Below are 24,340 nucleotides of genomic sequence, written 5' to 3' on the forward strand. Positions count from 1 at the left end.
CGGGTTCCTTGAGGTCGGACTCTTACAGGTCGGTGCGGCATTCTGCGCCGCTAACGAAGGCCCAGACAACCGCCGCTTGCACTCAAGGCCGCCCGGACGGCCCCGCGCCAGACAGCACGCGGCTGTCCGTGACCTCGAACCGCGCCTGGTTGTCGGTGGTCGAGTCGGCCCCGACGAACACGCTGAAGCGGCCGGCCTCGACCATCGGTCTCCAGTGCTCGTCGAGCAAGGCAAAATCCTGCGCGTCCAGGGTAAAACTCACGGTGCGCGTTTCACCGGGCTCCAAGTGGACCTTGCGAAAACCGCGTAACTGGCGGACCGGGCGGGTCACACTGGCGACGTCATCGCGCAAGTACAACTGCACAATTTCGTTGCCTGCGCGCTGGCCGGTATTGGTGACGTTCACTTGCACCGTCAGCGTGTCGGTGGAGGCAATCCGGTCGGCGCTGAGGTGTGGCGTGGCGTAGCTGAACGTGGTGTAGCTCAGGCCGAAGCCGAACGGGTACAGCGCAGTCCACGGTGAATCAATATAAGTGGAGGTGTACAGGCCCTCGCCACTGGGCGGGCGACCGGTGTTTTTATAGGCGTAGTAGAGGGGGATTTGCCCGACGTTACGGGCAAAGGTGATGGGCAGTTTGCCGCTTGGGTTGACGTCACCGAACAGAATATCGGCCACCGCGTGCCCCGTTTCGCTGCCCAGAAACCAAGTCTCCAGCAGCGCCGGAGCCTGGGCAACGGTGTCGGATAACACCAGCGGGCGCCCGTTCATCAGCACGATGACCACGGGTTTGCCCGTAGCCAGCAGCTCGCGCAACAGCGCGTCCTGGGCGCCGGGCAAGCCCAGATGCGTGCGACTGCGCGCTTCACCACTCTGGTTGGCGCTTTCGCCAAGCACGGCAACCACCACCTGGGCAGAGCGGGCGGCCTGGCGGATCGAGCGCAAATCCTCGATTTGTTCGCTGTTGGGCGCAGTGCCGGGCAGGTAAGTCACCTCGGTGTCTGGGTCGACGGCGTTGCGAATGCCTTGCAGCACCGTGATGGAGTCCGCGGCCAGTCCCACCCCTGGCCATGGGCCGAGTGTGCTTTCGGCGTCCGTGGCCAGGCTGCCGACCACCAGCACCTTGCGCAGGCTCTTGGGCAACGGCAGCAGCGCGTCGGTGTTTTTCAGCAGAACGATGGATTTCTGCGCGGCCTCCCGTGCCAAGGCACGGTGCTGCGGTGTGAGCAGATTGGCCCGTTGCCGGGCTTGATCGCTGTAGCGGTAGGGGTCGGCAAACAGCCCCAGGCGTTGCTTGGCCTTGAGCACGCGGCGCACCGCCTCGTCCACGGTGGCCAAAGACACCTGACCCGCGCGCACCAGTGAGGGCAAGTACTGTCGGTAGGTCTGGCTGGCCATTTCAATGTCCACCCCAGCGGTGAACGCCAGCCGTGCCGCATCGGCCGGCACAGCGATGATGCCATGTTGGTAGAAATCCAGGCACCACGATCGGTACGACGCAGGCAAGCAACCGTGCTGCTTGCCTGAAGTTTTGAGCGGGAAGGGCAGAGTATCTACTGTCAGAAATAACAGCTTTGCAGGTGTTTCAGACGAGCGGTGGGTGCGCGCTTTTCTGAGATGGTTTCAAGGTCAGTTGGCACCTGGAGCATGGAACTTCCCGGTGCTCGTCGACCAACTAGGGGAACGCAGGGTGCGCCAGCGCTGCATCCCATTCGCTCCTCTGTCCGTGAGTCGCTCATGAATATAAGTTCTGCCCTTACCCATCCGCTTGTGCAATCGGCTCTCGTCCCAGCCATGAAGGCGGCTATCCCAACGCCCGCCATTACCCAGCCGACATCTTCGACGGTTTCTGAAGCCTCGCCACCTCACGATCGGCAAATCCGCGATAACCCTCTCATGAAAGCTATGCTGGAGCGCAAAAGCAGTACGCAGGACCAGCCCGCCTTGGGTCAGCCCACGGTACAGGCCTCAACGGACAAGAGCGGCTTACAGAAGTTGGCTGGCGACATTGCCCAGCACACGTGGTTTATCCCAGGCTTGAGCAACATGCTCAGCGGCGTGGCCGGTGCGGATAAAGGCCTGGACGGTGTGGTAAAGGGGCTGGTCAGTGGTTTGGACAAGACTTTGGTGGACGGTCTGGGGACCGCCATTGAAGGCGCGGCGAACAAGGATGTGGTGTCGATTTTCAAAGGCTACGGGCAAGCCGTGAAGCACAACGCGTCGACGCCCGAGTCCGTCAAGTCGGTGCTCGCGAACCTGGTCTGAGCGCGCTGTGCCGTGACTGGACGGCGGCTCCTCAGGCCGCCGTCTGCCGAATCGGCAGCACCACGCGAAACGTCGTGCCCTTGCCCGGCTCGCTGCGCACGGAAATATCGCCGTGGTGCTTTTTGATAATGCCGTAGGACAGTGACAGTCCCAGCCCCGTGCCTTCCCCCACTGGTTTGGTGGTGAAGAACGGATCGAAGATTTTCTGCACGGTTTCGGGCTCAATGCCGCAGCCGTTATCGGCGACTTCCAGCCACACGTTATCGCCCTCCACCCCGTTGCTGATGGTGATCGTGCCTCGCTCGGGGCCCATTGCCTGGGCGGCGTTGATTACCAGGTTCATTACCACTTGGTTGAGTTGCGAGGCCAGGCATTCGATTTCCGGCAGCGCGCCGTAGTGCTTGATCACGTCGGCCTTGTACTTGAGTTCGCTGGCGACGATGTTGAGGGTGGAGTCGATGCCCTGTTGCAGATTGGCCCACTGCCAGGTCTGGTCATTGTCGACCCGCGAGAAGTTTTTCAGGTCCTTGACGATCTGCACCACCCGCCCGATGCCCTCCTTGGACTCCTTGATCAGGATGGGAATGTCTTCCTTGAGAAAGTCCAGCTCCAGTTCATTGCGCAGGGTTTTGAGTGCATCGCGCTGTTCGGCCGAGGCGAGGCTGTCCTCGACCTGCCGGTAGGCATCGAGCATCTGCTGCAACTGATTGAAGTAGCTGTCGAGGGTGCTGAGGTTGGAGGAGATAAACCCCACCGGGTTGTTGATCTCATGGGCCACGCCGGCCGCCAGTTGCCCCAGGGACGCGAGTTTTTCCGACTGCACCAGTTGGCTCTCCAACTGCTTGCGCTCGTCGATTTCCAGTTGCAACGCTTCGCTGGTCTGGGTCAGCGCCAGGGTGCGTTGCGCCACCAGTTGCTCCAGGTGGCTGGTTTGCAAGGAGGCGCGGCGGGCCATGTCCCACTTGTTGGAGAGCGTGTTGGCCATCTGTTGCACTTCGATGTTGTCGAAGGGCTTTTTCAGGATCAGCAGGCGATCATGGCCTTTGAGGCGGTACAGCAGGTCATCCCAGGAGTAATCCGTATAAGCCGTGCACACCACCACTTGCAGGCCGGGGTCGACTTTCCATAACTCTTCGATGGTCTTGGCGCCGTCCCAGCCCTGAGGCATGCGCATATCCACAAACGCCAGGGCGTAGGGGCGCTTGTCCGCCATGGCCGCGCTGAGCAATTGCAGGCCTTCTTCGCCGCCATAGGCCGAGTGCAATTCGAACGCCTGGACCTCGGGTTTATCGGTGTCGCCGAACAGCGCCGATTCCAGATCGTCGAGAGCCTGGTTGGTCTCAACGGTCGGCATCAGGATCTTGCGGAAATCGTCGTGAATCGACGGCGTGTCGTCGATCAACAGGATGCGTCGATTGGGAGGCTGGTTCATGCAGGACTTCCGGCTGGGGTCATGGGAATCGTCAGGGTAAAGATCGCGCCCAGGCCAGGCCCGTCGCTGTGGGCGCTGAGCTGGCCACTCATTTCGACGGCGGCCAGCGCGCAGCTGTGCAGGCCGAAGCCGTGGCCTTCCTTGCGGGTGGTAAAACCGTGGGTGAAGATCCGCGTCATGTTCTCGGCGGGGATGCCTTCACCGTCGTCTTTCACGCTGATCTGCAAGGTGTTGTCGGCCAGTGCCTGGACTTTGAGCGTCATCTGCCTCGGGCGGTCGTTGAGATTGGACATAGCGTACTTGGCGTTGCTGATCAGGTTGACCATGATCAACAGCAGGCGATGTTTGTCGGCGAGGATTTCCGGCACGGGCGCATATTCCTTTACCACCGTGACGTGATGCCGGCTCAAGGCGCCGGCGTTCATGCGCAGGGCGTCCTCCATCAGGTCGCTGATATGCACCGGCTCCAGCAGCGTGGCGGCGCCGGCATAGGATTGCTGGGTGGAGACGATGTCTTTGATGTGGTCCACGCTTTTGCTCAACTGCGCCAACTCATCGGTCATGCCCTGCTGCTCCACGGCGATGGCGTCCACCAGTTGGTTGAGGTAACCGGGCAGCAGCTTGCCTTTCTCATCTTCAGTGAGAAAGGTACCCAGGTCGGCCTTGTGCTCATTGATCAACTGCATGGCCTTGCCCAGCCCCAGGGCTTTGCTGCTGCGCAGTTTGCGGGTGACCAGGTCGGCGGAGATGTTCACGCTGTTGAGCACGTTACCCACGTTATGCAGCACGTTGGTCGCGATTTCGGCCATGCCGGCTTGGCGCGCGCTGTCGAGCAGTTCGCTCTGGGCATCCTTGAGCTGCTGGGTGCGCCGCTCCACGCGTTGTTCCAGGGTTTCGTTGGCGGCCTGCAATTGGCGGTTGACCCGGTTGATCTCGGCGAAACTGCGCAACAGGCGCACGGCCAGGTAGAGCAGCATCGCCACCAGCAAGGTCGAGAAAATCAGCAGATAGCGGTGGTACTGATGGTCAATGCGGTCGGCTGCCTGCTGGTCCTGGTCGAGGTGGGTGGTCAGGTCGTCCAGACGTTCGGCCACGGGCACGTCGGCAATCCGCTCAAGAAGGTTGTTGACCACCGGTTGTTCGCGCAGGATCAGCGAAATGTGATTGCTCAGCAGTTCCACCGGGCCCTGGAATTCGCTCGGTAGCTGTTCCTTATTGGTAGCCAGTTTGCCCAGGCCCACCAGGATGTCGGCAGCCCGATCGTCACTGGTGACCTGGGCGAATTCCAGGCTGCTGAGCAGCAGGTCGTAGGTGTCGGTGGCCACGCCTTGCAGCTGCAGCCGACCTTCGTCGTCAAGGCGATTGAACTGGGCCTGGATGTCGTCTTCGGCGGTTGGCAGGAACGCCAGGGAATTGCGCAGCACCGCGTTGTGGGATTTGAACTGATCCACCAGCCGGGCTTTTTCCTGCATTGCCGTCTGGTAAGCGGCTTGCGTGGCCTGCCAACTGCTCAGATCGGTCGGGTTGTGGTAGGTGTCGCGGCTGTTCAATTCGGCCCAGATCCGCGTCATCTCCGTGAGGGGCGTGACCAGGGGATCATAGTTGTGGGTGATCGCGATCCTGGCCTTGAGCACTTCGCTGTCCCACTGCGCATTGAGTTGTTGCAGTTGGCGGATCAAGTCCCGCGACTGGGTGTAGCTGGCGGTCTGGTCACGAGCGGCCTTCAGGTACAGAAACACCAGAGTCGAGGCGAGCAGCAGGGTCACCAGGCCAAGCACGACCTGGGTAAAGCGACGGCGCGACTGAGTCGTCATAGTGGCTTGCCCGCCCATTCACCGGTCAGCGTCTTGAGAAACTGCACGATCAAGTCTTTGTCTTCCTGGTTCGGATTACGTCCCAACTGGTACTTGAACATCACGTCGACGGCTTCTTCCAGGGTCTTGGCCGAGGCGTCGTGAAAATACGGCGCGGTCACCGCCACATTGCGCAGGCTCGGCACTTTGAACACATGGCGGTCTTCCTCGTCCTGGGTCACCAGGTACCGGCCCAAGTCGGCTTCGACCGGGTTGCCGCGGGCTTTGAAATAGTCGCCCATCACGCCGAACTTCTGGAACATATTGCCGCCGATATTGATGCCCTGATGGCAGGCGATACAGCCGTAATCCTTGAAGCGCTGGTAGCCGTACTTTTCCTGGGTCGTCAGGATCTCGGTGTTGCCCAGCAGGTACTGATCGAAGCGCGAATTGGGGGTCAGCAGCGTTTGCTCGTAGGTGGCCAGGGCATTCTGCACATTGGCGGCCGTGACGCCGTCGGCGTAGGTCTGTTTGAACGCGGCGTGGTAGTCGGGCAGTGCGGAAAGGTTCTGCACCACGGTGTTCCAGTCGCTGCCCATTTCCGCCGGGCTGATCACCACCTGTTCGATCTGGGCTTGCAGGGTATCCACCCGGCCGTTCCAGAACTGTTTGAAATTCAGGCTGGCGTTGAACACCGACGGGGTATTGATCGCCACCGGCTTGCCGTCGAAGCCCATGGAAAACGGCTTGTTGTCGGCGCCTCCGGTTTCCAGGTGATGGCAGCTGGCGCATGACAATGTGTTATTGACCGACAGGCGCGGTTCATTGAACAGTCGGCGGCCCAGCTCGACTTTGGCCGGGTCCAGGGTGGGCACCGGCGGCAGCGGTTTGAGCGCCTCATTCAACGGTGCAGCCGACAGCGGCTGAACCAGCCCCGACCACAACACCAGCATGACGCCGAAACGGTAACGTGAGACTTCGCTCAAGCGAGCACTCCTTGCAGGCATGGGGCTATGGGATGGGCATCAGTGTGGCGCTGCCTACTTGCAGCATGTGCGCGAAATCCTTGGGCGGCACGGCCTTGCTGAACAGAAAGCCCTGGCCCTCTTCGCACTGCTGGGCTTTCAGGAAGTTCAGCTGCTCGACGGTCTCGACCCCTTCGGCAATGATGTTCAGTTCCAGGCTTTTGCCCATGCCGATGATAGCGCTGATCAGTTGTGCGTCCTGGCTATTTACGTTCAGGCCGCGCACAAACGACTGGTCGATTTTCAACACATCGATGGGAAAGCGCCGCAAGTAACTGAGGCTGGAGTAACCGGTACCGAAGTCATCCAGCGCCAGGCGCACGCCCATGGCCTTGATCTTTTGCAGGATGTCCACGGTTTCATCGACGTTCTGCATCAGCACGCTTTCGGTGATTTCCAGCTCCAGCCGAGCGGGCGGCAGGCCGCTTTGCTTGAGGACCGCGGCCAGATTGTCGACGAAATCGCGCTGGCGAAAGTCGATGGGCGAGACATTCACTGACATGCACAACGGCGGCAAGCCCATGCTGCGCCAGGCTTGCGCCTGCTCGCAAGCCTGGCGCAGCACCCATTGGGTCAACGGTACGATCAGGCCGCTGTCCTCGGCCACCGGGATGAAATCGGCCGGGCTGACCCACCCCGAGCGCGGTTGAAACCAGCGTATCAGCGCCTCCGCGCCGACGATGCGCCCGGACCTGAGGTCCAGTTTGGGCTGGTAGTGCAGTACAAATTCATCGCGCTCCAGGGCATGGCGAATTGCGCTCTCCAGGTTTTGCTGGCGTTGGGCGCGCAGGTTCATATCTTCGGTGTAAAAACTGAAATCGTTCGCGCCGCGTTCCTTGCTGGTGTGCATGGCGGTTTCGGCGTGCTTGATCAATTCCACCGCGTTGCAACTGTCATTGGGGTAGATGCTGATGCCCAGGCTCGCGGTGACGCTCAGGTCATGCCCGGCCACATGCCGCGTCGCGCTGATGGTCCTGAGCACTTTGTCGGCGATGTGCTGGGTTTGCTGAGGGTGCTGGACGTCGTGGAGCACGATCACAAACTCATCGGAACCGTAGCGAAACACCGAATCGGAGTCGCGCACCGTTGCCACCAGGCTGTGGCTGACCTGTTGCAGCACTTCGTCACCCACCGGATAGCCCAGGGCATTGTTGATGCGTTTGAAGCGATCGAGGCCGATGAACATCACCGCCAGTTGCGTGTCGTGCCGCCGGCCAAGGGCGATAGCCTGGGTCAGGCGGTCCCCCAGCAGCGTACTGTTGGGCAGCTCGGTCAGCGCGTCGTATTGCAGCAGGTGCGAGACTTTCAGCAGTTCCTGCACCCGTTCTTCGATGGTGCGCTCCAGGCCGATCACTTTGCGGGCTACGTCCTGAGCCAGTTGCCATTTCCACGTCAGCGCACTGGCCATCTGGCGGATCTCCAAGTGGTCGAAGGGCTTTTTCAGGATCAGCAACTGGTCGTTGTACTTCAGCCGTGCCTCGATGGCCTCGAAGGAATAGTCGGAATACGCCGTACACAGCGCGATCTGCAGGTTGGGGTCGACGTTCCACAGCTGTTCGATGGTTTGCAGGCCATCCCAGCCGGGCGGCATGCGCATATCGATAAACACCATGGCATAGGGGGCGTTGGCGGCCAGGGCCTGGCTCACCAGTGCCAGTGCTTCCTGACCCTGGTAGGCCGAATCCAGCTCGAACACCTGGCGGGGAGCCGCGGGGGTGCCGAACAGGGTTTCCTCAAGGCTATCCAGAGACGGCTCGGCGTGGGTGTCGGCGCACAGGATCTTGCGGAAATCCTCGTGGATCGACGCAGTATCGTCAACGATCAGAATGCGGCGGTTGGCCCGAGTTGAGTCTGCATTCCGCGCTGGCAAAAGGCTCGACGGCATAACGATTCCTTCCCTGGTTTCACTTCTTGGGGGGGCCGACTACTGTGACAGCATAGCCGAGCTACCTTGAAATTGATGGCCAGTTGGCGTCAAATCGACCCCGCGCCTCGGGCGAGGGAAAGTGGCTTGGCACGACGGTTCAATTTAGCTCAATTCCGTTTAATTTGAAGGCGCGTAGGCATGGATGAACAACTGGCGACGAAACCCACGATTTTGTTGGTCGACGATGAAGAGTCGATCCTAAACAGCCTGCGCCGCCTGCTGCGCGGCCAGCCTTTCGACGTGGTGCTGGCGGGCAGCGGCGCCCAGGCCCTGGACATCATGGCCGCCCAACCCATCGACCTGGTGATGAGCGACGCGCGTATGCCGGGGATGGACGGCGCGCAGTTACTGGCCGAGGTCCATCGACTGTACCCCGGCACCAGCCGCATCCTGCTCACCGGTTACGCCGACCTGCCGACGATCGTCAAGGCGATCAACGAAGGGCAGATCCACCGCTACATCAGCAAGCCCTGGAACGACGAAGAACTGCAGCTGGTCTTGCGCCAGACCCTGGAGCATCAGCGCCTGGAACGTCTGACCCAGGTTCAGAACGAGCAGCTCAAGCAATTGAACGCCACCCTGGAAAAACGCGTGGCGGCGCGCACCAGCGAGTTGCAGCAGACCGCCGATATGCTCGACCTGGCCTACGACGAGCTCAAGCGCAGCTACGTGACCGGCACCGAAGTGTTTTCGCTGCTGGCCAACCTGCGCTTGCCCAAGAGCAAGCAAACCAACCGCGCGCTGATCGAACTGGTGCGCGTGTATTGCGCAGCGCAGAGCATCGATGAGTCCAGTGCCCGCGATCTGGCCATGGCGGCCGCGCTGTACAACATCGGCAAGCTGAGCTGGACCGACAGCATGTTGATGGAACCGGCGGACAAGCTGCACAGCACCGACCGTGAGCGCTATCGCGGTTATCCGACCCAGAGCGAATCGCTGTTGATGACCCTGGAACCGATGAAAGATGCCGCGCGGATCATCCGTCATCATCAGGAGCGCTGGGACGGCAGCGGCTTTCCCGATCACCTCAAGGGTGACGCGATTCCCTTCGGTTCGCGCCTGCTGAAACTGGCGGTGGACTTTATCGAACTGCAAAAAGGCCTGATCCTGGAGCGGCAGATGAACAGCGACGAAGCGCTGTTGTTCATCCGCAAATACGCCGGGCGTCTGTATGATCCAGAGTTGATCGAGGGCTTTGTGCAGGCCTGCGCCACCTTCCTCAGCGACGTGACCCTGGGCGACCCGACCGTCAAGGTGCTGACCACCCGGGAACTGCAGGACGGTATGATCCTGGCGCGCAACCTCAACGCCGACAACGGCATGCTGCTGCTTAACGCTGGCAAGGTGCTGAACTTACCACTGGTGGACAAGCTGATTGCGTTCGAGGCGATGGAGGGGGCCAAGTACAGCGTCTTTATCAAGGAACCGGACGAGGCGTGAGCCTTGGGCGGTGATTTTCACTGATTTGAATGCAAGGTTTTTATCGTATGTCCACCACTATCCGCATCGCCGCCGCCCTCCTGATCGGCGACGACGGCCAGACCCTGCTGGTGCGCAAGCGCGGCACCCAGGCTTTTATGCAACCGGGCGGCAAGATCGACGCCGGCGAGCAACCCGCCGAAGCATTGGCCCGTGAGCTGTTCGAGGAACTGAACCTGCGTATCGACCCTGAAGCGGCGGCCTACTTGGGCCACTTCTCGGCCCCGGCGGCTAACGAGCCGGGTTGCACCGTGGAAGCCGAGCTGTTCCAGGTCAACATCGACGTACCCGTGGCCCCCGCCGCCGAGATCGAGGAAGTGCGCTGGATCGACCCGGCCGGTGACGGCGGCCTGGTCCTGGCGCCCCTGACCCGTGACCTGATCCTGCCGTTCTATCGCTCGTCCCTGGCCACACCGGCCTGACGCCCATGCTGATCCGTGCGCTGGGGGCCGAGGATGCCGAGGCTTATCGGGCCTTGATGTTGGAGGCTTACGACACCTACCCCCAGGCATTCACCTCCAGCGTGGCCGAACGCGCCGCCATGCCCTTGAGCTGGTGGCAAAAGCGCCTCGACAACCCGCTTGATCGCCTGCTGGGCGGTTTTGATGGCGAGCGATTGGCCGGGATTGTCGGCCTGGCCTTAGAACCCCGGGAAAAAGCGCGGCACAAGGTCACGTTGTTCGGCATGTACGTGACCACGCCGTCCCAGCAACAGGGGCTGGGCCGCCGGCTGGTGGAAGCGGCGCTGGCCGAAGCACGGCGGCACCCGCGCCTTAAAGTCATCCAACTCACCGTAACCGCCGGCAACATCGCAGCGTTCACGCTGTACCGACGCTGCGGCTTTATCCAATACGGCCTGGAACCGCTGGCGGTGCGAGTGGGCGAGGACTACTTCGACAAGATCCACATGTGGCGCGAACTCAGGGTTAACTGAGGCCAGCTTGGGAGGGGGCAAGCCCCTCCCGCATTTTTAGCCGGTTCTTTCAGTTAGTACTGAGGAGGGCATGTGGATTGGCATGCCGCAAACTGCGCGGTGGTGCGCCATGTGATCCAGCCCAGGCAATGACTATCAACGGTGGGAGGGGGCTTGCCCCCGATGCTCATAGGCATCTACACAAATCCTGACGGCTGGCCAGTAACGCTGTGTCGGCAGACCCGCCCCATCAGCGCACCGCACTCACCCCGTCCAGCGTGGAAAACGACGTGTCCTTGGCCGTCAGCAGGAAGTCGCGCATATACGGCGCATCCAACATGTCGGCGCGAATGCCGGCGTACAACGTCGCGAACAACCCTTTCTCACCCAGGCGCTTGGCCTTTACGTAGCCGCGCGAGCTGTATTCATGCAGCGCCCAATGGGGCATGCCGCACACGCCACGGCCGCTGGCCACCAGTTGCATCATCATCACTGTTAGCTCCGAGGTACGCACCTGGGCCGGTTCCACGTCGGCCGGTTCCAGAAAGCGCGTGAAGATGTCCAGGCGGTCGCGTTCCACCGGGTAGGTGATCAGGGTTTCGCTGAGCAAGTCTTCCGGCACGATATACGACTTGTTCGCCAGCGCATGCTGGTTGGCCACGGCCAGCATCGCCTCGTAGGTGAACAACGGTACATAGGTGATGCCCGGCAGCTCCAGCGGGTCGGAGGTCACCACCAGGTCCAGGTCGCCACGGGCCAGGGCCGGCAGCGGGGCGAAGGCAAAACCGGAGGCCAAATCCAGCTCGACTTCCGGCCAGGCGTCGCGGAACTGGTCGATGGTCGGCATCAGCCATTGGAAGCAACTGTGGCATTCGATCGCCATGTGCAAGCGCCCGGCGGTGCCCCCGGCCAGGCGCGCGATATCGCGCTCGGCGCCGCGCAGCAAGGGCAGGGTGGCATCAGCCAATTGCAGCAGGCGTAGGCCGGCGCTGGTGAAGCGCAGCGGTTTGGTCTTGCGCACGAACAGCGGCATGCCCAGGCGTTCCTCCAGCTCCTTGAACTGGTGGGACAGCGCCGATTGCGTCAGATGCAGGCGCTCGGCGGCTTCCACCAGGCTGTCGGCTTCGCGCAGGGCGTGCAGGGTCTTTAAGTGACGGATTTCGAGCACGGGCTCTCCATGAGGGTAATTTGTGTTGAAGTGCGATGGCGTGAGTTTGGCTCATGTTGCAAAGCATGTCGACTATGACCGCCGGGCACTCTTCATCAAACTGTCATGGAACTGTGGCAGCGCGCTTGAACAAACTTCATCAGACTCGCGCTCTACTGGGGTTCTGCGTTTTGGTGTTTTTCATGCGTGTGTTGTTTTTATTGGCCGCCTTGCTGTTCGGCCTGCCGTCTTTTGCGGCCTCCCGTTGCGATATCAATGTCCCGACCCAAACGGTCGATCTGGATCAGGTGAGCCTTGCCTATCAAAGCATCGGCCGGGCTTCGGACCCGGCCTTGTTGTTGGTGATGGGCCTGGGCGGTCAACTGATCCATTGGCCGGATGAAGTGGTAGTCGCCCTGTGTCAGCAAGGCTTTCGGGTGATCCGCTACGACAACCGTGATGTCGGCCTGTCCACTTGGCGCCAGGCGCCGGCCAGCGCCAACCTGACTTTTGAAGTGCTGCGCTACAAGCTCGGCCTGCCGGTGGCGGCGCCCTACACCCTGACCGATATGGCCGACGACGCCTTGGGCCTGATGGACGCGCTGCAGATCCAGCAATTTCACGTACTCGGCGCCAGCATGGGCGGCATGATCGCCCAGCATCTGGCGGCCATGGCGCCGCAGCGGGTCGAGAGCCTCACCCTGATCATGACCAGCTCCGGCGCCGAAGGGCTGCCGGCGCCGAACGCGGCGCTTGTGCAGTTGTTGTCGCGGCGCAGCGCGCCCAATCGCGAAGTCGCTCTGGAGCAACAGGCCGATCTGCTGGCGGCACTGGGCAGCCCAAATATCAAGGACGATCGCCAGGCTCTGCTGCACCAGGCGGCGCTGTCCTATGATCGCGCGTTCAACCCCGAAGGCGTGAAGCGCCAGATCATGGCGATCCTCGCCGAACCCAGCCGCGTGCCCTTGCTCAACCAACTGCGCGTGCCGACGCTGGTGGTCCACGGCACCGCCGACCCGTTGCTGCCGGTGATGCACGGCGTGCACCTGGCGGCGCATATCCAGGGTAGCCAGTTGAAGCTGATCCCAGGCATGGCCCACCGGTTTCAGGAAGCGTTCAAGGCGCCGCTGCTGACGGCGGTGTTGCCGTACCTGCAAGCCCATCGCGAGGATGCCGCGCACTGGGCACGCATCGAGCCCGCGGCGCCTTCGAAGGTGTTGTGACATTGGTGTATGGTGCAACCTTTATGGCGCATATGGCCTGCGAGGTTGCCTAGCATGAGTACTCCCCTGAAAATCGATTTCGTCAGCGACGTGTCTTGCCCCTGGTGCATCATCGGCCTGCGCGGCCTGACCGATGCCCTGGACCAACTGGGCGCCGAGGTACAGGCCGAGATCCACTTCCAGCCGTTCGAACTCAACCCGAACATGCCCGCCGAAGGGCAGAACATCGTCGAACACATCACCGAGAAATACGGCTCCAGCGCCGAAGAGTCCCAGGCCAACCGCGCGCGCATCCGTGATCTGGGCGCGGCGTTGGGCTTTGCCTTTCGCACCGACGGCCAGAGCCGCATCTACAACACTTTCGATGCGCATCGCCTGCTGCATTGGGCCGGCCTTGAAGGCTTGCAGTACAACCTTAAGGAAGCCTTGTTCAAGGCCTACTTCACCGACCAGCAGAACCCCTCCGACCACGCCACCCTGGCGATCATCGCCGAAAGCGTCGGCCTGGATATCCAGCGCGCGGCCCAGATCCTCGCCAGCGACGAATACGCCGCCGACGTACGCGAGCAAGAGCAACTGTGGATTTCCCGGGGCGTGAGTTCGGTGCCCACCATCGTGTTCAACGACCAATACGCCGTGAGCGGTGGCCAACCGGCCGAAGCCTTTGTGGGCGCGATTCGCCAGATCATCAACGAAGCCAAAAACTAGAGCCCCCTCTCCAAAGGTGGGAGGGGCGCTGCGACGATTCGATGGCTGAGTGTCAGTCAGCGCTTGTAGCGCTCCAACCACCTATCGAGGGCAAGCCCTCTCCCACAGGGTATGGCAGTGTGCGTGGAGTAAGTGCTGGCCCGCGCCTTGCATTGACCCCCTAAAGCCTTAGGGGAACACTGCCTTGAATATTCTCGATCTTGACCACAGCCTCACTGCACAGGCGCCGATTGCCCGGCGGTTGGCCAGCGGCCAGGCCACGCGTATCGACTTGCTGGACCTGGGCCCCAAACTGCGGCTGTGGTCCACCGCAAACACCTGGAAGCGCTTCGTCGAACGTCTGGCCCAGCGACCTCGGCCCACCGACGCGCGACCGGAAATCCTGTTTATCGGCTCCGGCGATTATCACCACCTCACCCCGGCGTTCCTGGCCGATTTGAAAGAGCCGGTCAGCCTGATCCACTTTGACAATCACCCCGACTGGGTGCGCTTTGCGCCCAAGCGTCACTGCGGCTCGTGGGTCAACCGTGCGCTGAAAATGCCGGCGATCAAACGCATCGTCACCCTGGGCCCATGCAGTGACGACCTGCATAACCCGCAACTGCGCGGCGGTAACCTGGGGGCCCTCAGGCGCGGGCAGTTACAGCTGTTTCCCTGGCAGCATGCGCCGTCGAAAGTGTGGGGGCGGATCGGCGATGGCGCTGGGCATCAGCAGCGTGAAGACCAGCTGTATTGGCGCAACCTGGCAGAGCTGGATTGGACCGCATTTCTTGAGGAGATGATCAGCAGCCTGCCCACCGAAGCGGTGTGGATCACCGTTGATAAAGACGTGCTGGCCAGCGAAGACGCGGCCACCAACTGGGACCAGGGCGGCATGCGCCTGACGCACTTGCTCCAGGCCCTGCGCGCCTTGGCCGCGCGCAAACGCATTATCGGCATCGACGTGTGCGGCGAGTTTGCCACGCCAGCGTTCAGCAACGCGTTCAAGCGCTGGGAGGCCAAATCCGATCAACCCCCCGCCGAGCGCTGGAGCCCTGAGGACTTGCAGCGCAATGCCGCGACCAATCAAGCCCTGATCGAACTGTTTGAGGAGTTGTTCCCGTGACCCTGACCGTAGTGGTGCTGGTGGCGTTTTCCATCGTGCTCGATGTGATCGGCCAGCTGTGTTTCAAGATGGGCCTGGACCGTTTGCCGGAGCTGGAGGGCGGCTTTCGCTTGAATGCGTTCTGGGGGCAGGTGTTCAATGCGCCGTTGTTGTGGGCGGGAATCGGTGCCTATGTGATCGAGTTTTTCGTCTGGCTCGAAGCCTTATCCCGCGCGCCGCTGAGCTTGCTGTTTCCGGCGGCGGCGCTGGCGTATTGCGGGGTGGTGCTGGTCGGCAAACTGGTGCTGGGGGAAACCGTCAGCCGCCGGCGCTGGCTGGGAACCTTGGTGATCACGTTAGGGGTGATGCTGGTGGCGATTGGAGGAGGGCAGGCATGAGTACGCAGAACGTCAATGCCGGTTGGCTGCACGAACGCTTGGGTACGGTGGTGCTGTGGGCCCTGCTGATCTGCACCGAGAGCGCCGGCCAGCTGTTTACCAAGATCGCCGGCGATCAGCTGGGGCAGATGGATTTCAATTGGCAGTGGCTGGTGGAAGTCGCGCATAACCCTGGCATTCTGGCGGCGATTGCCTGCTACATCGGCGCGTTTTTCGTGTGGATGCTGATCCTGCGGCGCAGCAGTTTGTCCCTGGCCTTTCCCCTGAGTTCGCTGGTGTTCGTGGTGGTGCTGTTGGGGTCGTGGCTGGGGCTGGGGGAACATATCAGCCTGCTGCACTGGGTGGGGGTTGCAGTGATCATTGGCGGTATCGCCTTGCTGGCCGAAGGCGAAGAGAACTGATGGTAGAGGGGCTTGGCCCCCCCGATGTTCATGGGGGGAGGGGCAAGCCCCTCCCACGATGAATCAGTTGAACTTGTAGCTGATCGCCGTCTGCACCTGCCCCTGGTTCACATCGCCAGTCTGCTTGACGATGCTGCTGTTCGCCGCCGAACCCACCAAGTGCACCCAGCTGGCGCTGGTCAACAGGGACCAGTGGGGCGTCAGGGGGAATTCGAAACTCTGGGTCAGCGTCACATTCTGGAAGCCGCCGCTGGCGCTGTACGGGCGATACCCGGTGGCGGCGGCCTCGTGGTCGTCCACGCCGAAAAACGTGTTGGTCTGCCGTGCGTCGGCGAAATGCGCCACCAGGCCGCTGCTGCCGATGATTCCGCCGCCCAGCGGGTAGCCCAGTTCGCCACCCAGTTTGCCCAACGTGCCGCTCTGGGCGTGGCCGCCGCCGACGGCCTGGCCCAGCTGGGCGTAGACCCGCCAGAAATCAGCCGGTGCGTACTGCACGAAACCACCAATCTCAGCCATGTCCGACACATTGCGCAGGCCCTGTAGCGAGCCGTTGGAAGTACGTCCTTGCAGGTAATTGATATACGGCCCTGCGCTGAAACCGTGGGTGTTCAACACGCTCCAGGTCAGGCCGTCGTCGGTGCTCAGGCTGACATTGCCCCAGTCCAGGTCCACATAGGGTACGGGCCGGGTTTCGTAGCGGCTGCCGGTCGGGTCGTGGGGCTGGTAGCTCAGGCCGGCGCCGACTTCACCGCTGATGCCGTCGGCCAACGCGGCATTGGAGACACTCCACAGGCCAAGTAAACCGGCGAATGCCGCGCGGGTGATCCTCAACATGGTCACTGTTCCTTGATTGAATACCCGCGCATGAACGCGCAAAGCATGGCGGCCGTGCAAGCACTCATCTTGTTTGTAGCAAGCTACAAAAATTGTAGCTTCCACGACACTTATCACCTACGTACCCCGAGCAAAGCCCCGGCCCCACGGGGTGATGGCCAGTTGGCACAGTCTCTGCTCTACCCCTGGTGCAAGCGCATGCAGCGCGCCCTCTTCAAGGTAAACGCAGATGATTGACTGGCATATCGTGTGTGACTTCGACGGGACCATCACGCCCACCGATGTCATCGACAACGTCCTCCAACGCTTCGCCGGCCCCGAGTGGGAAACCATCGAGCAGCAATGGCTGGACGGGCATATCGGTTCACGCGAATGCCTGAGCCGCCAACTGGCGCTGATCAAAGCCACGCCCAGCGAGCTGCTGGCGTACTTCGACAGCGTCGAGATCGACCCGGACTTTCCGGACTTCGTCGATCACGTCCTCGGCCTGGGGGCGAGCCTGGAAGTGGTCAGCGACGGCATTGAGCAAGGCATCGCGCGGATTTTGTCGCGCAACTACGTGACCTTGCTGCCGATCCTCGCCAACCGCCTGCGCCAGGTCGACCAGAACAGCTGGCGCATCGACTTTCCGTATTCCAGCGATGCCTGCCGCGCTGCATCCGGTAACTGCAAGTGCAAATCCACGCCAGGCAACAAGCGGGTGCTGGTGATCGGCGACGGCAAGTCCGACATGTGCGTGGCGTCCACCGCCGACTTCGTGTTCGCCAAGGGCAGCCTCGCCGAGTACTGCACCGCCAACGCCATCCCCCACGCGCGCTTCGACACCTTCGCCGAAGTGACCGCATTGCTGGCGCGGCTCCCGCAGAGCCTTGCCGCCAACGCCACCTCCTTTGCTACCGACTCTCAGGAACTCTTCCATCATGTCTGATATCCGCATCGCTACCGCCGAAGACCAGGTGCTTCTGGATAAAGAAGCCAAGTACTGCTCCTACGGGGACACCGTCCACTACATCGAGCCGCCGCGCATTTTCAGCCGCTGCGAAGGCTCCTACGTGTGGGACACCGAAGACCAGGCCTACCTCGACCTGCAAATGTGGTACTCGGCGGTCAACTTCGGTTATGCCAACCCACGCCTGAACAACGCGCTGAAACAGCAGATCGATACCCTGCCGCAGATCGCCAGCCAGTACCTGCACAAGGGCAAGATCGAGCTGTCGGAAATGATCGCGGTGGACGCCAAGAACAAGTTCGGTCGCGACGGTCGCGTGCACTTCAACGTCGGCGGTTCGCAATCGATTGAAGACTCCCTGAAGGTGGTGCGTAACGCTACCAACGGCAAGAGTTTGATGTTCGCCTTCGAAGGCGGTTACCACGGGCGCACCCTCGGTGCTTCGTCGATCACTTCCAGCTACCGCTACCGTCGCCGCTACGGCCACTTTGGCGAGCGCGCGCAGTTCATCCCGTTTCCGTACCACTTCCGTGGGCCCAAGGGCATGACCAAGGAAGAATATGGCAGCCACTGCGTGCAGCAATTCGCGCGGCTGTTCGAGACCGAATACAACGGCGTGTGGGACCCGAAAGTCGGCCAGAGCGAATACGCTGCGTTCTACGTCGAGCCGATCCAGGGCACCGGCGGTTACGTGATCCCGCCGATGAACTTCTATCGCGAACTCAAGCAAGTGCTGGATCAGCACGGCATTCTGCTGGTTTCCGATGAAATCCAGATGGGCTTCTACCGCACCGGCAAGCTGTGGTCGATCGAGCACTTCGACGTGCAGCCCGATGTGATCGTGTTCGGCAAGGCGCTGACCAACGGCCTCAACCCCCTGGGTGGTATCTGGGCTCGCGAAGAGTTGATCAACCCGAAGATCTTCCCGCCAGGCTCGACCCACTCCACCTTCGCCTCCAACCCGCTGGGCACGGCGGTGGGCCTGGAAATGTTCAAGATGACCAACGAAGTCGACTACGGCGCGATGGTGATGGCCAAGGGCAAGTTCTTCCTTGAAGGTTTGCAGGATTTGCAGAAGCGTTTCCCGATCATCGGTGACGTGGACGGCCTGGGCCTGGCCCTGCGCTGCGAAATCTGCGGCCCGGACGGTTTCACCCCGGACAAGGCAACCCTGGACTACATGGTCGAGGAAGGCATGAAGGGCGATATGGTGGTCGACGGGCAGAAACTCGGCCTGATCCTCGACGTGGGCGGTTACTACAAAAACGTGATCACCCTGGCGCCGTCCCTGGAGATCAGCTACCCGGAAATCGAACTGGGCCTCAAGCTGCTGGAACAACTGCTGGTACGGGCGACCAACCGGTGAACAGTCACGGGTTCGACCTCGGTGAAGGTGATGCCGGTTTCGTGCTCGGCAACGGTCCGGTCGGGGTCCTGTTGATCCACGGCCTGACCGGCACCCCGAACGAATTGCGCCAGGTCGCCAAGGGCCTGGCCAAGGACGGTACGTGCACGGTGTACGTGCCGACCCTGGCCGGGCACTGCGGCGGCAACAGCGACTTGCAGGCCACCGGCTGGCGCGACTGGTACGAAGGCGTGCGCAAGACCTTCGTGCAGGTGCGCCAGCGGCATGGGCAAGTGTTCGTCGGTGGCTTGTCCATGGGCGCGGTGATGTCGATGTACCTGGCTTCGGAGCATCCGGGCCAGGTCGCCGGGCTGCTGATGTATTCCACCACCCTTAAGTACGACGGCTGGAGCATCAGCAAAATGGCGTTCATCACGCCGTTGCTGATCCGCATTCCGTTCGGCGTGCGCCTGTTCCGTTTTACTGAAAAGCCGCCCTACGGCATCAAGAACCAACGGTTACGGGCAATCGTCGAGCGGCAGATGAAGGAGGGTGAAAGCAGCGAGGCGGGGTTATTGACCATGGAAGGGGTGACGGTGCGCGAGTTGCACTGGATGAACGCCGTGGTGAAGAAACGCATGCCGTCGATCAACGTCCCGGCGCTGGTGCTGCATTCGATCGAAGACGATATCACCAGCCGCTGGAACGCCGACTACGTCGAACGCCACCTCGGCGGGCCGGTGACCAAGATCCTGCTGGACGACTGCTACCACATGATCACCGTCGACCTGCAATACCGGCGGGTGATCGAACTGAGCGCCGCTTTTATCCGCGAACGGGCGAACGATGATGTGTTGGCGTGTTGTGGTTAATGCGACTGTTGTGCTGAGCGGGCTGTGCGCCAAGCAAGCTCTTGGTGGTGAGCAGGTCAAGCCTGCTCACCGCGCGACCTGACCCAACTAGATCCTCAGCCAAAAAAGGGGAACACGTGATCACCACCCAAGCCTTTGCAACCATCCGGGCGCTCCAGCGCAGTGCCTGGAACGATTGTTTTCCCGGTGCGCTGGAGGACTGGGATTATTACGTCGCCGTGGAAAACGCCGCCATCGAGGATTTTCAATGGCGCTACCTGGCCGTGTACGACAATGGAACGCTGGTGGCCGTGGCGCCGGCCTTTATCACCCATTACCGCCTCGACACCACTGTGTCCGGTGTCGGCAAGCGCTTGACCACGCGCTTGCAACGCGTGTGGCCCGGGGCTTTGCAGTTGGGGTTGTATGCAGTGGGCTCGCCGGTGGCCGAGCGCTGCGACGTCGGGTTTGCCAGTGACGTGCCGGCCGCGCGCCGACCGCTGTTGCTCAAGCACCTGTTGCACGCCGCGCGACAGGACGCCGATGAACTCGGCATCGGCCTGCTGGCGGTCAAGGATGCCCCCAGCCATGACCCGCACTGGCGCGAAAGTTGCCGCGCCGCCGGTTTCCAGAGCATGCCGAGCCTGCCCACCGGCGTGCTGCCGCTGCCCTATGGCTCGGTGGACGCCTACCTCGGCTCGCTGGGCAAATCCACGCGCAAGGACCTGCGCCGCAAGCTGCGCGCGCCGGGGCCGCGGGTCGAGTGGCGGGACAATATCGATGATGTGCTGCCCGAGGTCATGAGGCTGTACGAAGCCACGCTTACCCGCGCCGAATTGCAGTTCGAACGCTTGCCCGCCGGCTATTTCACCGGCGTGCTCGAACGCCTCGAAGGGCGCGCGGTGTGTGTGCTGTACTGGGTGGACGAGCAACTGGTGGCGTTCAACCTTATGCTCAGGGACGAACATCGGCTGGTGGACAAGTTCTTCGGGCATGACGTCGCCTTCACCCGCGACCACAACCTGTACTTTCGCAGTTGGCTGACCAATGTCGACTACTGTATTCAACACAAAATTGCAGCGTACGAGTGCGGGCAGGCCGGGTATGCCAGTAAGCTGCGCCTGGGCTGCGAGTTCCAGGGCAACCAGGTGTTCTTCCGACACCGCAACCGCCTGGTCAACGGCCTGCTCGCGCTGGTAAAACTGTTTATTCGACCGGATCGTTCCGACCCTGCCATGGCTGCCGCAATAAGCGAAACCCGATGATCACCAAGACCCGCCAGAAAGCCCGTCCGTTTGCCATTTCGCGCTGGAGTGTCCAGCGCAAGCTGGTGCTGGCGTTCTGGTTGGTTAGCGTGATCCCCACCATGATTGCGGCGGAATTGGCCGCCACCACGCTGTCGGAAATTTTCGACAGCAACGTGCGCATCTGGCTGCAGGAGTCGACCAAGATCGTCAAGGACGAGATCGGCGATATCCTTCACGACAACGCGCGCATGGCCAAACTGTTCTTGCGCTACACCAGTGCGCCAGAGAGCAGGCAAGCCGCCAAGCATGATCGTCTGACCGCGGACATAGCCGATGCCACCGACATCGATGTGGTCGCGCTGATCCGCGTGAGTGACAACAAACCGGTGTTCAGCACCGCCGCCGACGACATCGTCAAACAGATCAGCCTGGCCCGGAACACCGTATTGCAGACCGTGCAGGTGGGCGGTGTGTCCACCGGCATCGTGGTCTCCACCTTCGAGACCACCCAGGAGGGCGTCGACTATGTGCTGTTGGTCGGCACCTACCTGGACAGCAGCTTCCTCACCAGCGTGGCCGATGTGCATTCCCTCGATCTGCGCCTGTACCTGGCCAACCCGGACGGCTTCTCGGAAATTTTTTCGACCCAACGCTTCGAGGATCACCCCTCGCGCATCCCCAAGGACGTCGAAACCGCGATGCGCAGCACGCGCCAACCCAGCGAGCAGTTCACCCACAACTACAGCGGCCTGTACTGGCCAATCTTCAACGACGCCGGCGAGTTGCAAGGCGTGATTTTCAGCGGGTTGCTGCGCCACACCAGCCTGGTGGGGCTGGTCAACCAGAGCAACTTGTTCGTGCTGATCTTTGTGCTCAGCTCGGCATTGTCCCTGGCGGCCGGGTTGCTGGTGTCGCGACGCCTGACCAAGCCGCTGCGGGATCTGTCCCAGGGCGTCAGCGCGGTGATCTCAGGCGATTATGCGCACCGCGTCGAGGTCAGCGGCGGCGACGAATTGGCCCAGTTGAGCAGCACCTTCAACCACATGACCGAGCGCTTGGGCGAATTGCACCAGCTCGAAGCCCAATTGCGGCGCCGCGACCGCCTGCATGCCCTGGGCGAAGTCGCCATGGGCCTGGCCCACGAGATCCGCAACCCGTTGGGCATCATCAAGACCGCCACCCAGTTGCTGCACCGCCGCGCCGACCTGCCGGACGCCGACAAGCGCCACCTCGAATACGTGATCAGTGAAGTCAGCCGCATCAATGACCTGATCACCGAGTTCCTCGACTTTGCCAAGCCCAACCCGCCACTGCGCGTGGTGCAACCGGCGCGTGCACTGGTGGAAGAAATCCTCGGCTTCTGCGCGCCGGAACTGGCCACCCATAACATCGATGCGCAGATCGACGACCAGGCCCCGGGGGCGACTCTGTATGCCGATGCCCGCCAACTCAAACAGGCGTGCCTCAACCTGATCATCAACGCTATCGACGCCATGCCCGACGGCGGGCGTTTGACCTTGGGCATTCGCAGCGTGGGCGACAACACCGTCATCAGCATTGCCGACAGCGGCCAAGGTATTCCCGCCGAGATGATCGAGCGTATCTTCACGCCGTTTGTCACCACCAAGGCTTCGGGCACTGGGCTGGGGCTGGCCAAGGTCTATTCGATCATGGAAAGTCACGACGGCAGCATCGAATGCGCCAGTGAGAAAGAGGCCGGCGCCACCTTCAGCCTGTACATTCCGGCGCGGGGCGAAGACGACGAGGACAGTCATGACGCATAACGTATTAGTAGTCGACGATGAGCCCAAGCTGTGTGATTTGCTCGCCTCGGCCCTGGGCCAGAACGGCATTCAGGTGTTCACCGCCGGCAACGGCCTGCACGCGCTCAAGGTGTTGGAGCAGGAAGACATCGACCTGGTGATCAGTGACTGGCGCATGCCGGGCATGGACGGTGCGGCGCTGCTGGCGGAAATCAAAACGCGCTACCCTCAGGTGCCGGTGATCGTGATGACTGCCTACAGCACAGTGAAAAACGCTGTGCAGTCGATGCGTAACGGCGCCTATGACTACATCGCCAAGCCGTTCGATATCGACGAACTCGATATCACCGTGGCCAAAGCCCTGCAGTTTCGCGACATCCTGCGCGACAACGCACGCCTGCGCGCCGAGTTGGATGAGCACGCGCAGTTCGACAGCCTGGTGGGCGACAGCCCGGCGTTTCGCAAGGTGCTCCAGGCGGTAGATTCGGTGCGCGACAGCAGCGCCACCATCCTGCTGACTGGCGAGAGTGGTACCGGCAAGGAAATGGTCGCGCGCGCCATCCACAAGCACGGCAGCCGCGCCGACAAACCCTTCGTGGCGGTCAACTGCGCGGCGATTCCCGAAGGCTTGTTGGAAAGCGAGATGTTTGGCCATCGCAAGGGCGCGTTCACCGGCGCGGTGTCGGACCGGGTCGGGCGTTTCCAACAGGCCGACAAGGGCACGTTGTTTCTCGATGAAGTAGGCGATATGCCCCTGGCCTTGCAGGCCAAGATCCTGCGCGCCTTGCAGGAGCGGGTGATCGAGCCGGTGGGCGACCCGCGCGAGCGCAAGGTGGACGTGCGAGTGATCGCCGCCACCAATAAAAACCTGCTGGACGCAGTGGCCAATAAAGAGTTTCGCGAAGACCTGTATTACCGCCTCAATGTGTTCCCGATCCCGCTGCCGGCCCTGCGCGAGCGGGTGGAAGACATCGCGCCCCTGGCCCGGCATTTCGCCCAGACCCTGAGCGCCACCGCCGGCAAACGCATCACCGGTTTCAGCCCAGAGGCCTTGCAGGCCATGGCGGCCTATCACTGGCCGGGCAATATCCGCGAACTGCAAAACTGCGTGGAGCGCGCGACCATCGTGGCAGCCACGCCTGTGATCGAAGACATCGATTTGCCAGGCTATCTGTTTGCTTCCAAGCCCAGCGAGGGCGGCGTGGCGACGATTCTCAGCGACGGCCCCGGCATTCCCCAGGACTTGGATGCGGCGCTGGCCGAGGTCGAGAAAGCCTACATCCTGGCGGCGTTACAGGAGAGCAACGGCGTACAGGCCGCGGCGGCGGCGAAGATCGGGATTTCCGAGCGCAGCTTCTGGTATCGCCTGAAGAAGCTGGGCATCCAGGTCGACAAAATAGTCCGCTGACTCAACCGGGATAAAACTGTGGGAGGGGGCTTGCCCTAATGCCAGTCAGTTAGGGATTCAGTTGATCCAGCCCAGTCAATGACTTTCAAAGGTGGGAGGGGGCTTGCCCCCGATTGCAGTGGCCCAGTTACAGATGAGCTGCCTGTCACA

22 protein-coding genes are annotated in these 24,340 nt (G+C 61.8%); 15 read left to right on the forward strand and 7 right to left on the reverse strand.

Features of this window, described 5'->3' with window-relative positions; genetic code table 11:
• Window positions 1–82: 82 nt before the first annotated feature.
• Window positions 83–1,504 carry a glycoside hydrolase family 3 C-terminal domain-containing protein gene (locus QRN41_RS17990; protein WP_285421942.1) on the reverse strand — a complete coding sequence of 474 codons (1,422 nt, stop codon included), beginning with the start codon at window positions 1,502–1,504 and terminating at the stop codon, window positions 83–85.
• Window positions 1,505–1,894: 390 nt separating this feature from the next.
• On the opposite strand from QRN41_RS17990, the gene QRN41_RS17995 reads away from it, so the two are divergent.
• On the forward strand, window positions 1,895–2,263 hold the full coding sequence (locus tag QRN41_RS17995) for a hypothetical protein (protein ID WP_143521047.1): 369 nt from the start codon (window positions 1,895–1,897) through the stop codon (window positions 2,261–2,263).
• A 31-nt stretch (window positions 2,264–2,294) separates the two neighbouring features.
• Here QRN41_RS17995 and QRN41_RS18000 read toward each other — a convergent pair whose 3' ends face one another.
• From QRN41_RS18000 to QRN41_RS18015, 4 genes are read right to left on the reverse strand one after another with little or no spacing between them, the layout of a single operon-like run.
• Window positions 2,295–3,695 (reverse strand): ATP-binding protein, encoded by a 1,401-nt coding sequence (locus tag QRN41_RS18000; RefSeq protein ID WP_285421943.1) that lies wholly within the window; start codon window positions 3,693–3,695, stop codon window positions 2,295–2,297.
• The gene (locus QRN41_RS18005; protein ID WP_034137475.1) at window positions 3,692–5,509 is read right to left on the reverse strand and encodes a DAHL domain-containing sensor histidine kinase; all 1,818 of its coding nucleotides are present in this window, start codon (window positions 5,507–5,509) and stop codon (window positions 3,692–3,694) included. Before QRN41_RS18005 ends, QRN41_RS18000 begins: the two co-directional genes overlap by 4 nt.
• Window positions 5,506–6,474, reverse strand: a complete 969-nt coding sequence (locus QRN41_RS18010; RefSeq protein WP_173603376.1) for a cytochrome-c peroxidase — start codon at window positions 6,472–6,474, stop codon at window positions 5,506–5,508. Before QRN41_RS18010 ends, QRN41_RS18005 begins: the two co-directional genes overlap by 4 nt.
• A 25-nt stretch (window positions 6,475–6,499) precedes the next feature.
• Window positions 6,500–8,398, reverse strand: a complete 1,899-nt coding sequence (locus tag QRN41_RS18015) for a putative bifunctional diguanylate cyclase/phosphodiesterase (protein ID WP_285421944.1) — start codon at window positions 8,396–8,398, stop codon at window positions 6,500–6,502.
• A 180-nt stretch (window positions 8,399–8,578) separates the two neighbouring features.
• Between QRN41_RS18015 and nosR the strand changes: the two genes are divergently transcribed.
• The 3 genes from nosR to QRN41_RS18030 are packed head-to-tail and all read left to right on the forward strand — an operon-like array spanning window position 8,579 to window position 10,853.
• The gene (gene nosR / locus QRN41_RS18020) at window positions 8,579–9,880 is read left to right on the forward strand and encodes a response regulator c-di-GMP phosphodiesterase, NosR family (protein WP_094064829.1); all 1,302 of its coding nucleotides are present in this window, start codon (window positions 8,579–8,581) and stop codon (window positions 9,878–9,880) included.
• Between the two features lie 47 nt (window positions 9,881–9,927).
• Window positions 9,928–10,341, forward strand: coding sequence for an NUDIX hydrolase (locus QRN41_RS18025; protein WP_034111939.1), 414 nt, complete (start codon window positions 9,928–9,930; stop codon window positions 10,339–10,341).
• Between the two features lie 5 nt (window positions 10,342–10,346).
• On the forward strand, window positions 10,347–10,853 hold the full coding sequence (locus QRN41_RS18030; RefSeq protein WP_285421945.1) for a GNAT family N-acetyltransferase: 507 nt from the start codon (window positions 10,347–10,349) through the stop codon (window positions 10,851–10,853).
• 229 nt (window positions 10,854–11,082) lie between these two features.
• Here the strand turns inward: QRN41_RS18030 and metR are convergent, their stop codons facing one another.
• Window positions 11,083–12,000, reverse strand: a complete 918-nt coding sequence (gene metR, locus QRN41_RS18035; RefSeq protein ID WP_034096103.1) for a transcriptional regulator MetR — start codon at window positions 11,998–12,000, stop codon at window positions 11,083–11,085.
• Window positions 12,001–12,182: 182 nt separating this feature from the next.
• Between metR and QRN41_RS18040 the strand changes: the two genes are divergently transcribed.
• The 5 genes from QRN41_RS18040 to QRN41_RS18060 all read left to right on the forward strand — a co-directional run bounded on the left by QRN41_RS18040 (window position 12,183) and on the right by QRN41_RS18060 (window position 15,793).
• Window positions 12,183–13,202 (forward strand): alpha/beta fold hydrolase, encoded by a 1,020-nt coding sequence (locus QRN41_RS18040; protein WP_094064827.1) that lies wholly within the window; start codon window positions 12,183–12,185, stop codon window positions 13,200–13,202.
• A gap of 54 nt (window positions 13,203–13,256) precedes the next feature.
• Entirely contained in the window at window positions 13,257–13,910 is a 654-nt protein-coding gene (locus tag QRN41_RS18045) for a DsbA family oxidoreductase (protein ID WP_213548801.1), read from the forward strand.
• A 184-nt stretch (window positions 13,911–14,094) separates the two neighbouring features.
• Entirely contained in the window at window positions 14,095–15,015 is a 921-nt protein-coding gene (locus tag QRN41_RS18050; RefSeq protein WP_034111941.1) for an arginase family protein, read from the forward strand.
• Window positions 15,012–15,392 (forward strand): DMT family transporter, encoded by a 381-nt coding sequence (locus QRN41_RS18055; RefSeq protein WP_034096107.1) that lies wholly within the window; start codon window positions 15,012–15,014, stop codon window positions 15,390–15,392. The genes QRN41_RS18050 and QRN41_RS18055 overlap by 4 nt, the downstream gene beginning before the upstream one ends.
• Window positions 15,389–15,793, forward strand: coding sequence for a DMT family transporter (locus QRN41_RS18060; RefSeq protein WP_034137160.1), 405 nt, complete (start codon window positions 15,389–15,391; stop codon window positions 15,791–15,793). Before QRN41_RS18055 ends, QRN41_RS18060 begins: the two co-directional genes overlap by 4 nt.
• A gap of 63 nt (window positions 15,794–15,856) precedes the next feature.
• Here QRN41_RS18060 and QRN41_RS18065 read toward each other — a convergent pair whose 3' ends face one another.
• Window positions 15,857–16,627 carry a MipA/OmpV family protein gene (locus QRN41_RS18065; protein ID WP_285421946.1) on the reverse strand — a complete coding sequence of 257 codons (771 nt, stop codon included), beginning with the start codon at window positions 16,625–16,627 and terminating at the stop codon, window positions 15,857–15,859.
• Window positions 16,628–16,856: 229 nt separating this feature from the next.
• Here QRN41_RS18065 and QRN41_RS18070 point away from each other — a divergent pair, with 229 nt between their 5' ends.
• The 6 genes from QRN41_RS18070 to QRN41_RS18095 all read left to right on the forward strand — a co-directional run bounded on the left by QRN41_RS18070 (window position 16,857) and on the right by QRN41_RS18095 (window position 24,190).
• A complete protein-coding gene (locus QRN41_RS18070) occupies window positions 16,857–17,555 on the forward strand; it encodes an HAD-IB family phosphatase (RefSeq protein ID WP_034111949.1) in 699 nt (232 codons plus the stop codon).
• The gene (locus QRN41_RS18075; protein ID WP_034096112.1) at window positions 17,548–18,942 is read left to right on the forward strand and encodes an aspartate aminotransferase family protein; all 1,395 of its coding nucleotides are present in this window, start codon (window positions 17,548–17,550) and stop codon (window positions 18,940–18,942) included. Before QRN41_RS18070 ends, QRN41_RS18075 begins: the two co-directional genes overlap by 8 nt.
• Entirely contained in the window at window positions 18,939–19,793 is an 855-nt protein-coding gene (locus tag QRN41_RS18080) for an alpha/beta hydrolase (protein WP_034111951.1), read from the forward strand. The genes QRN41_RS18075 and QRN41_RS18080 overlap by 4 nt, the downstream gene beginning before the upstream one ends.
• A 116-nt stretch (window positions 19,794–19,909) precedes the next feature.
• Entirely contained in the window at window positions 19,910–21,037 is a 1,128-nt protein-coding gene (locus QRN41_RS18085) for a GNAT family N-acetyltransferase (protein WP_285421947.1), read from the forward strand.
• The gene (locus tag QRN41_RS18090; protein WP_285421948.1) at window positions 21,034–22,803 is read left to right on the forward strand and encodes a sensor histidine kinase; all 1,770 of its coding nucleotides are present in this window, start codon (window positions 21,034–21,036) and stop codon (window positions 22,801–22,803) included. The genes QRN41_RS18085 and QRN41_RS18090 overlap by 4 nt, the downstream gene beginning before the upstream one ends.
• Entirely contained in the window at window positions 22,793–24,190 is a 1,398-nt protein-coding gene (locus QRN41_RS18095; RefSeq protein ID WP_034096116.1) for a sigma-54-dependent transcriptional regulator, read from the forward strand. Before QRN41_RS18090 ends, QRN41_RS18095 begins: the two co-directional genes overlap by 11 nt.
• Window positions 24,191–24,340: the final 150 nt, after the last annotated feature.

It is taken from the genome of Pseudomonas sp. efr-133-TYG-23 (assembly GCF_030209215.1).
Lineage (GTDB): Bacteria > Pseudomonadota > Gammaproteobacteria > Pseudomonadales > Pseudomonadaceae > Aquipseudomonas > Aquipseudomonas rhodesiae.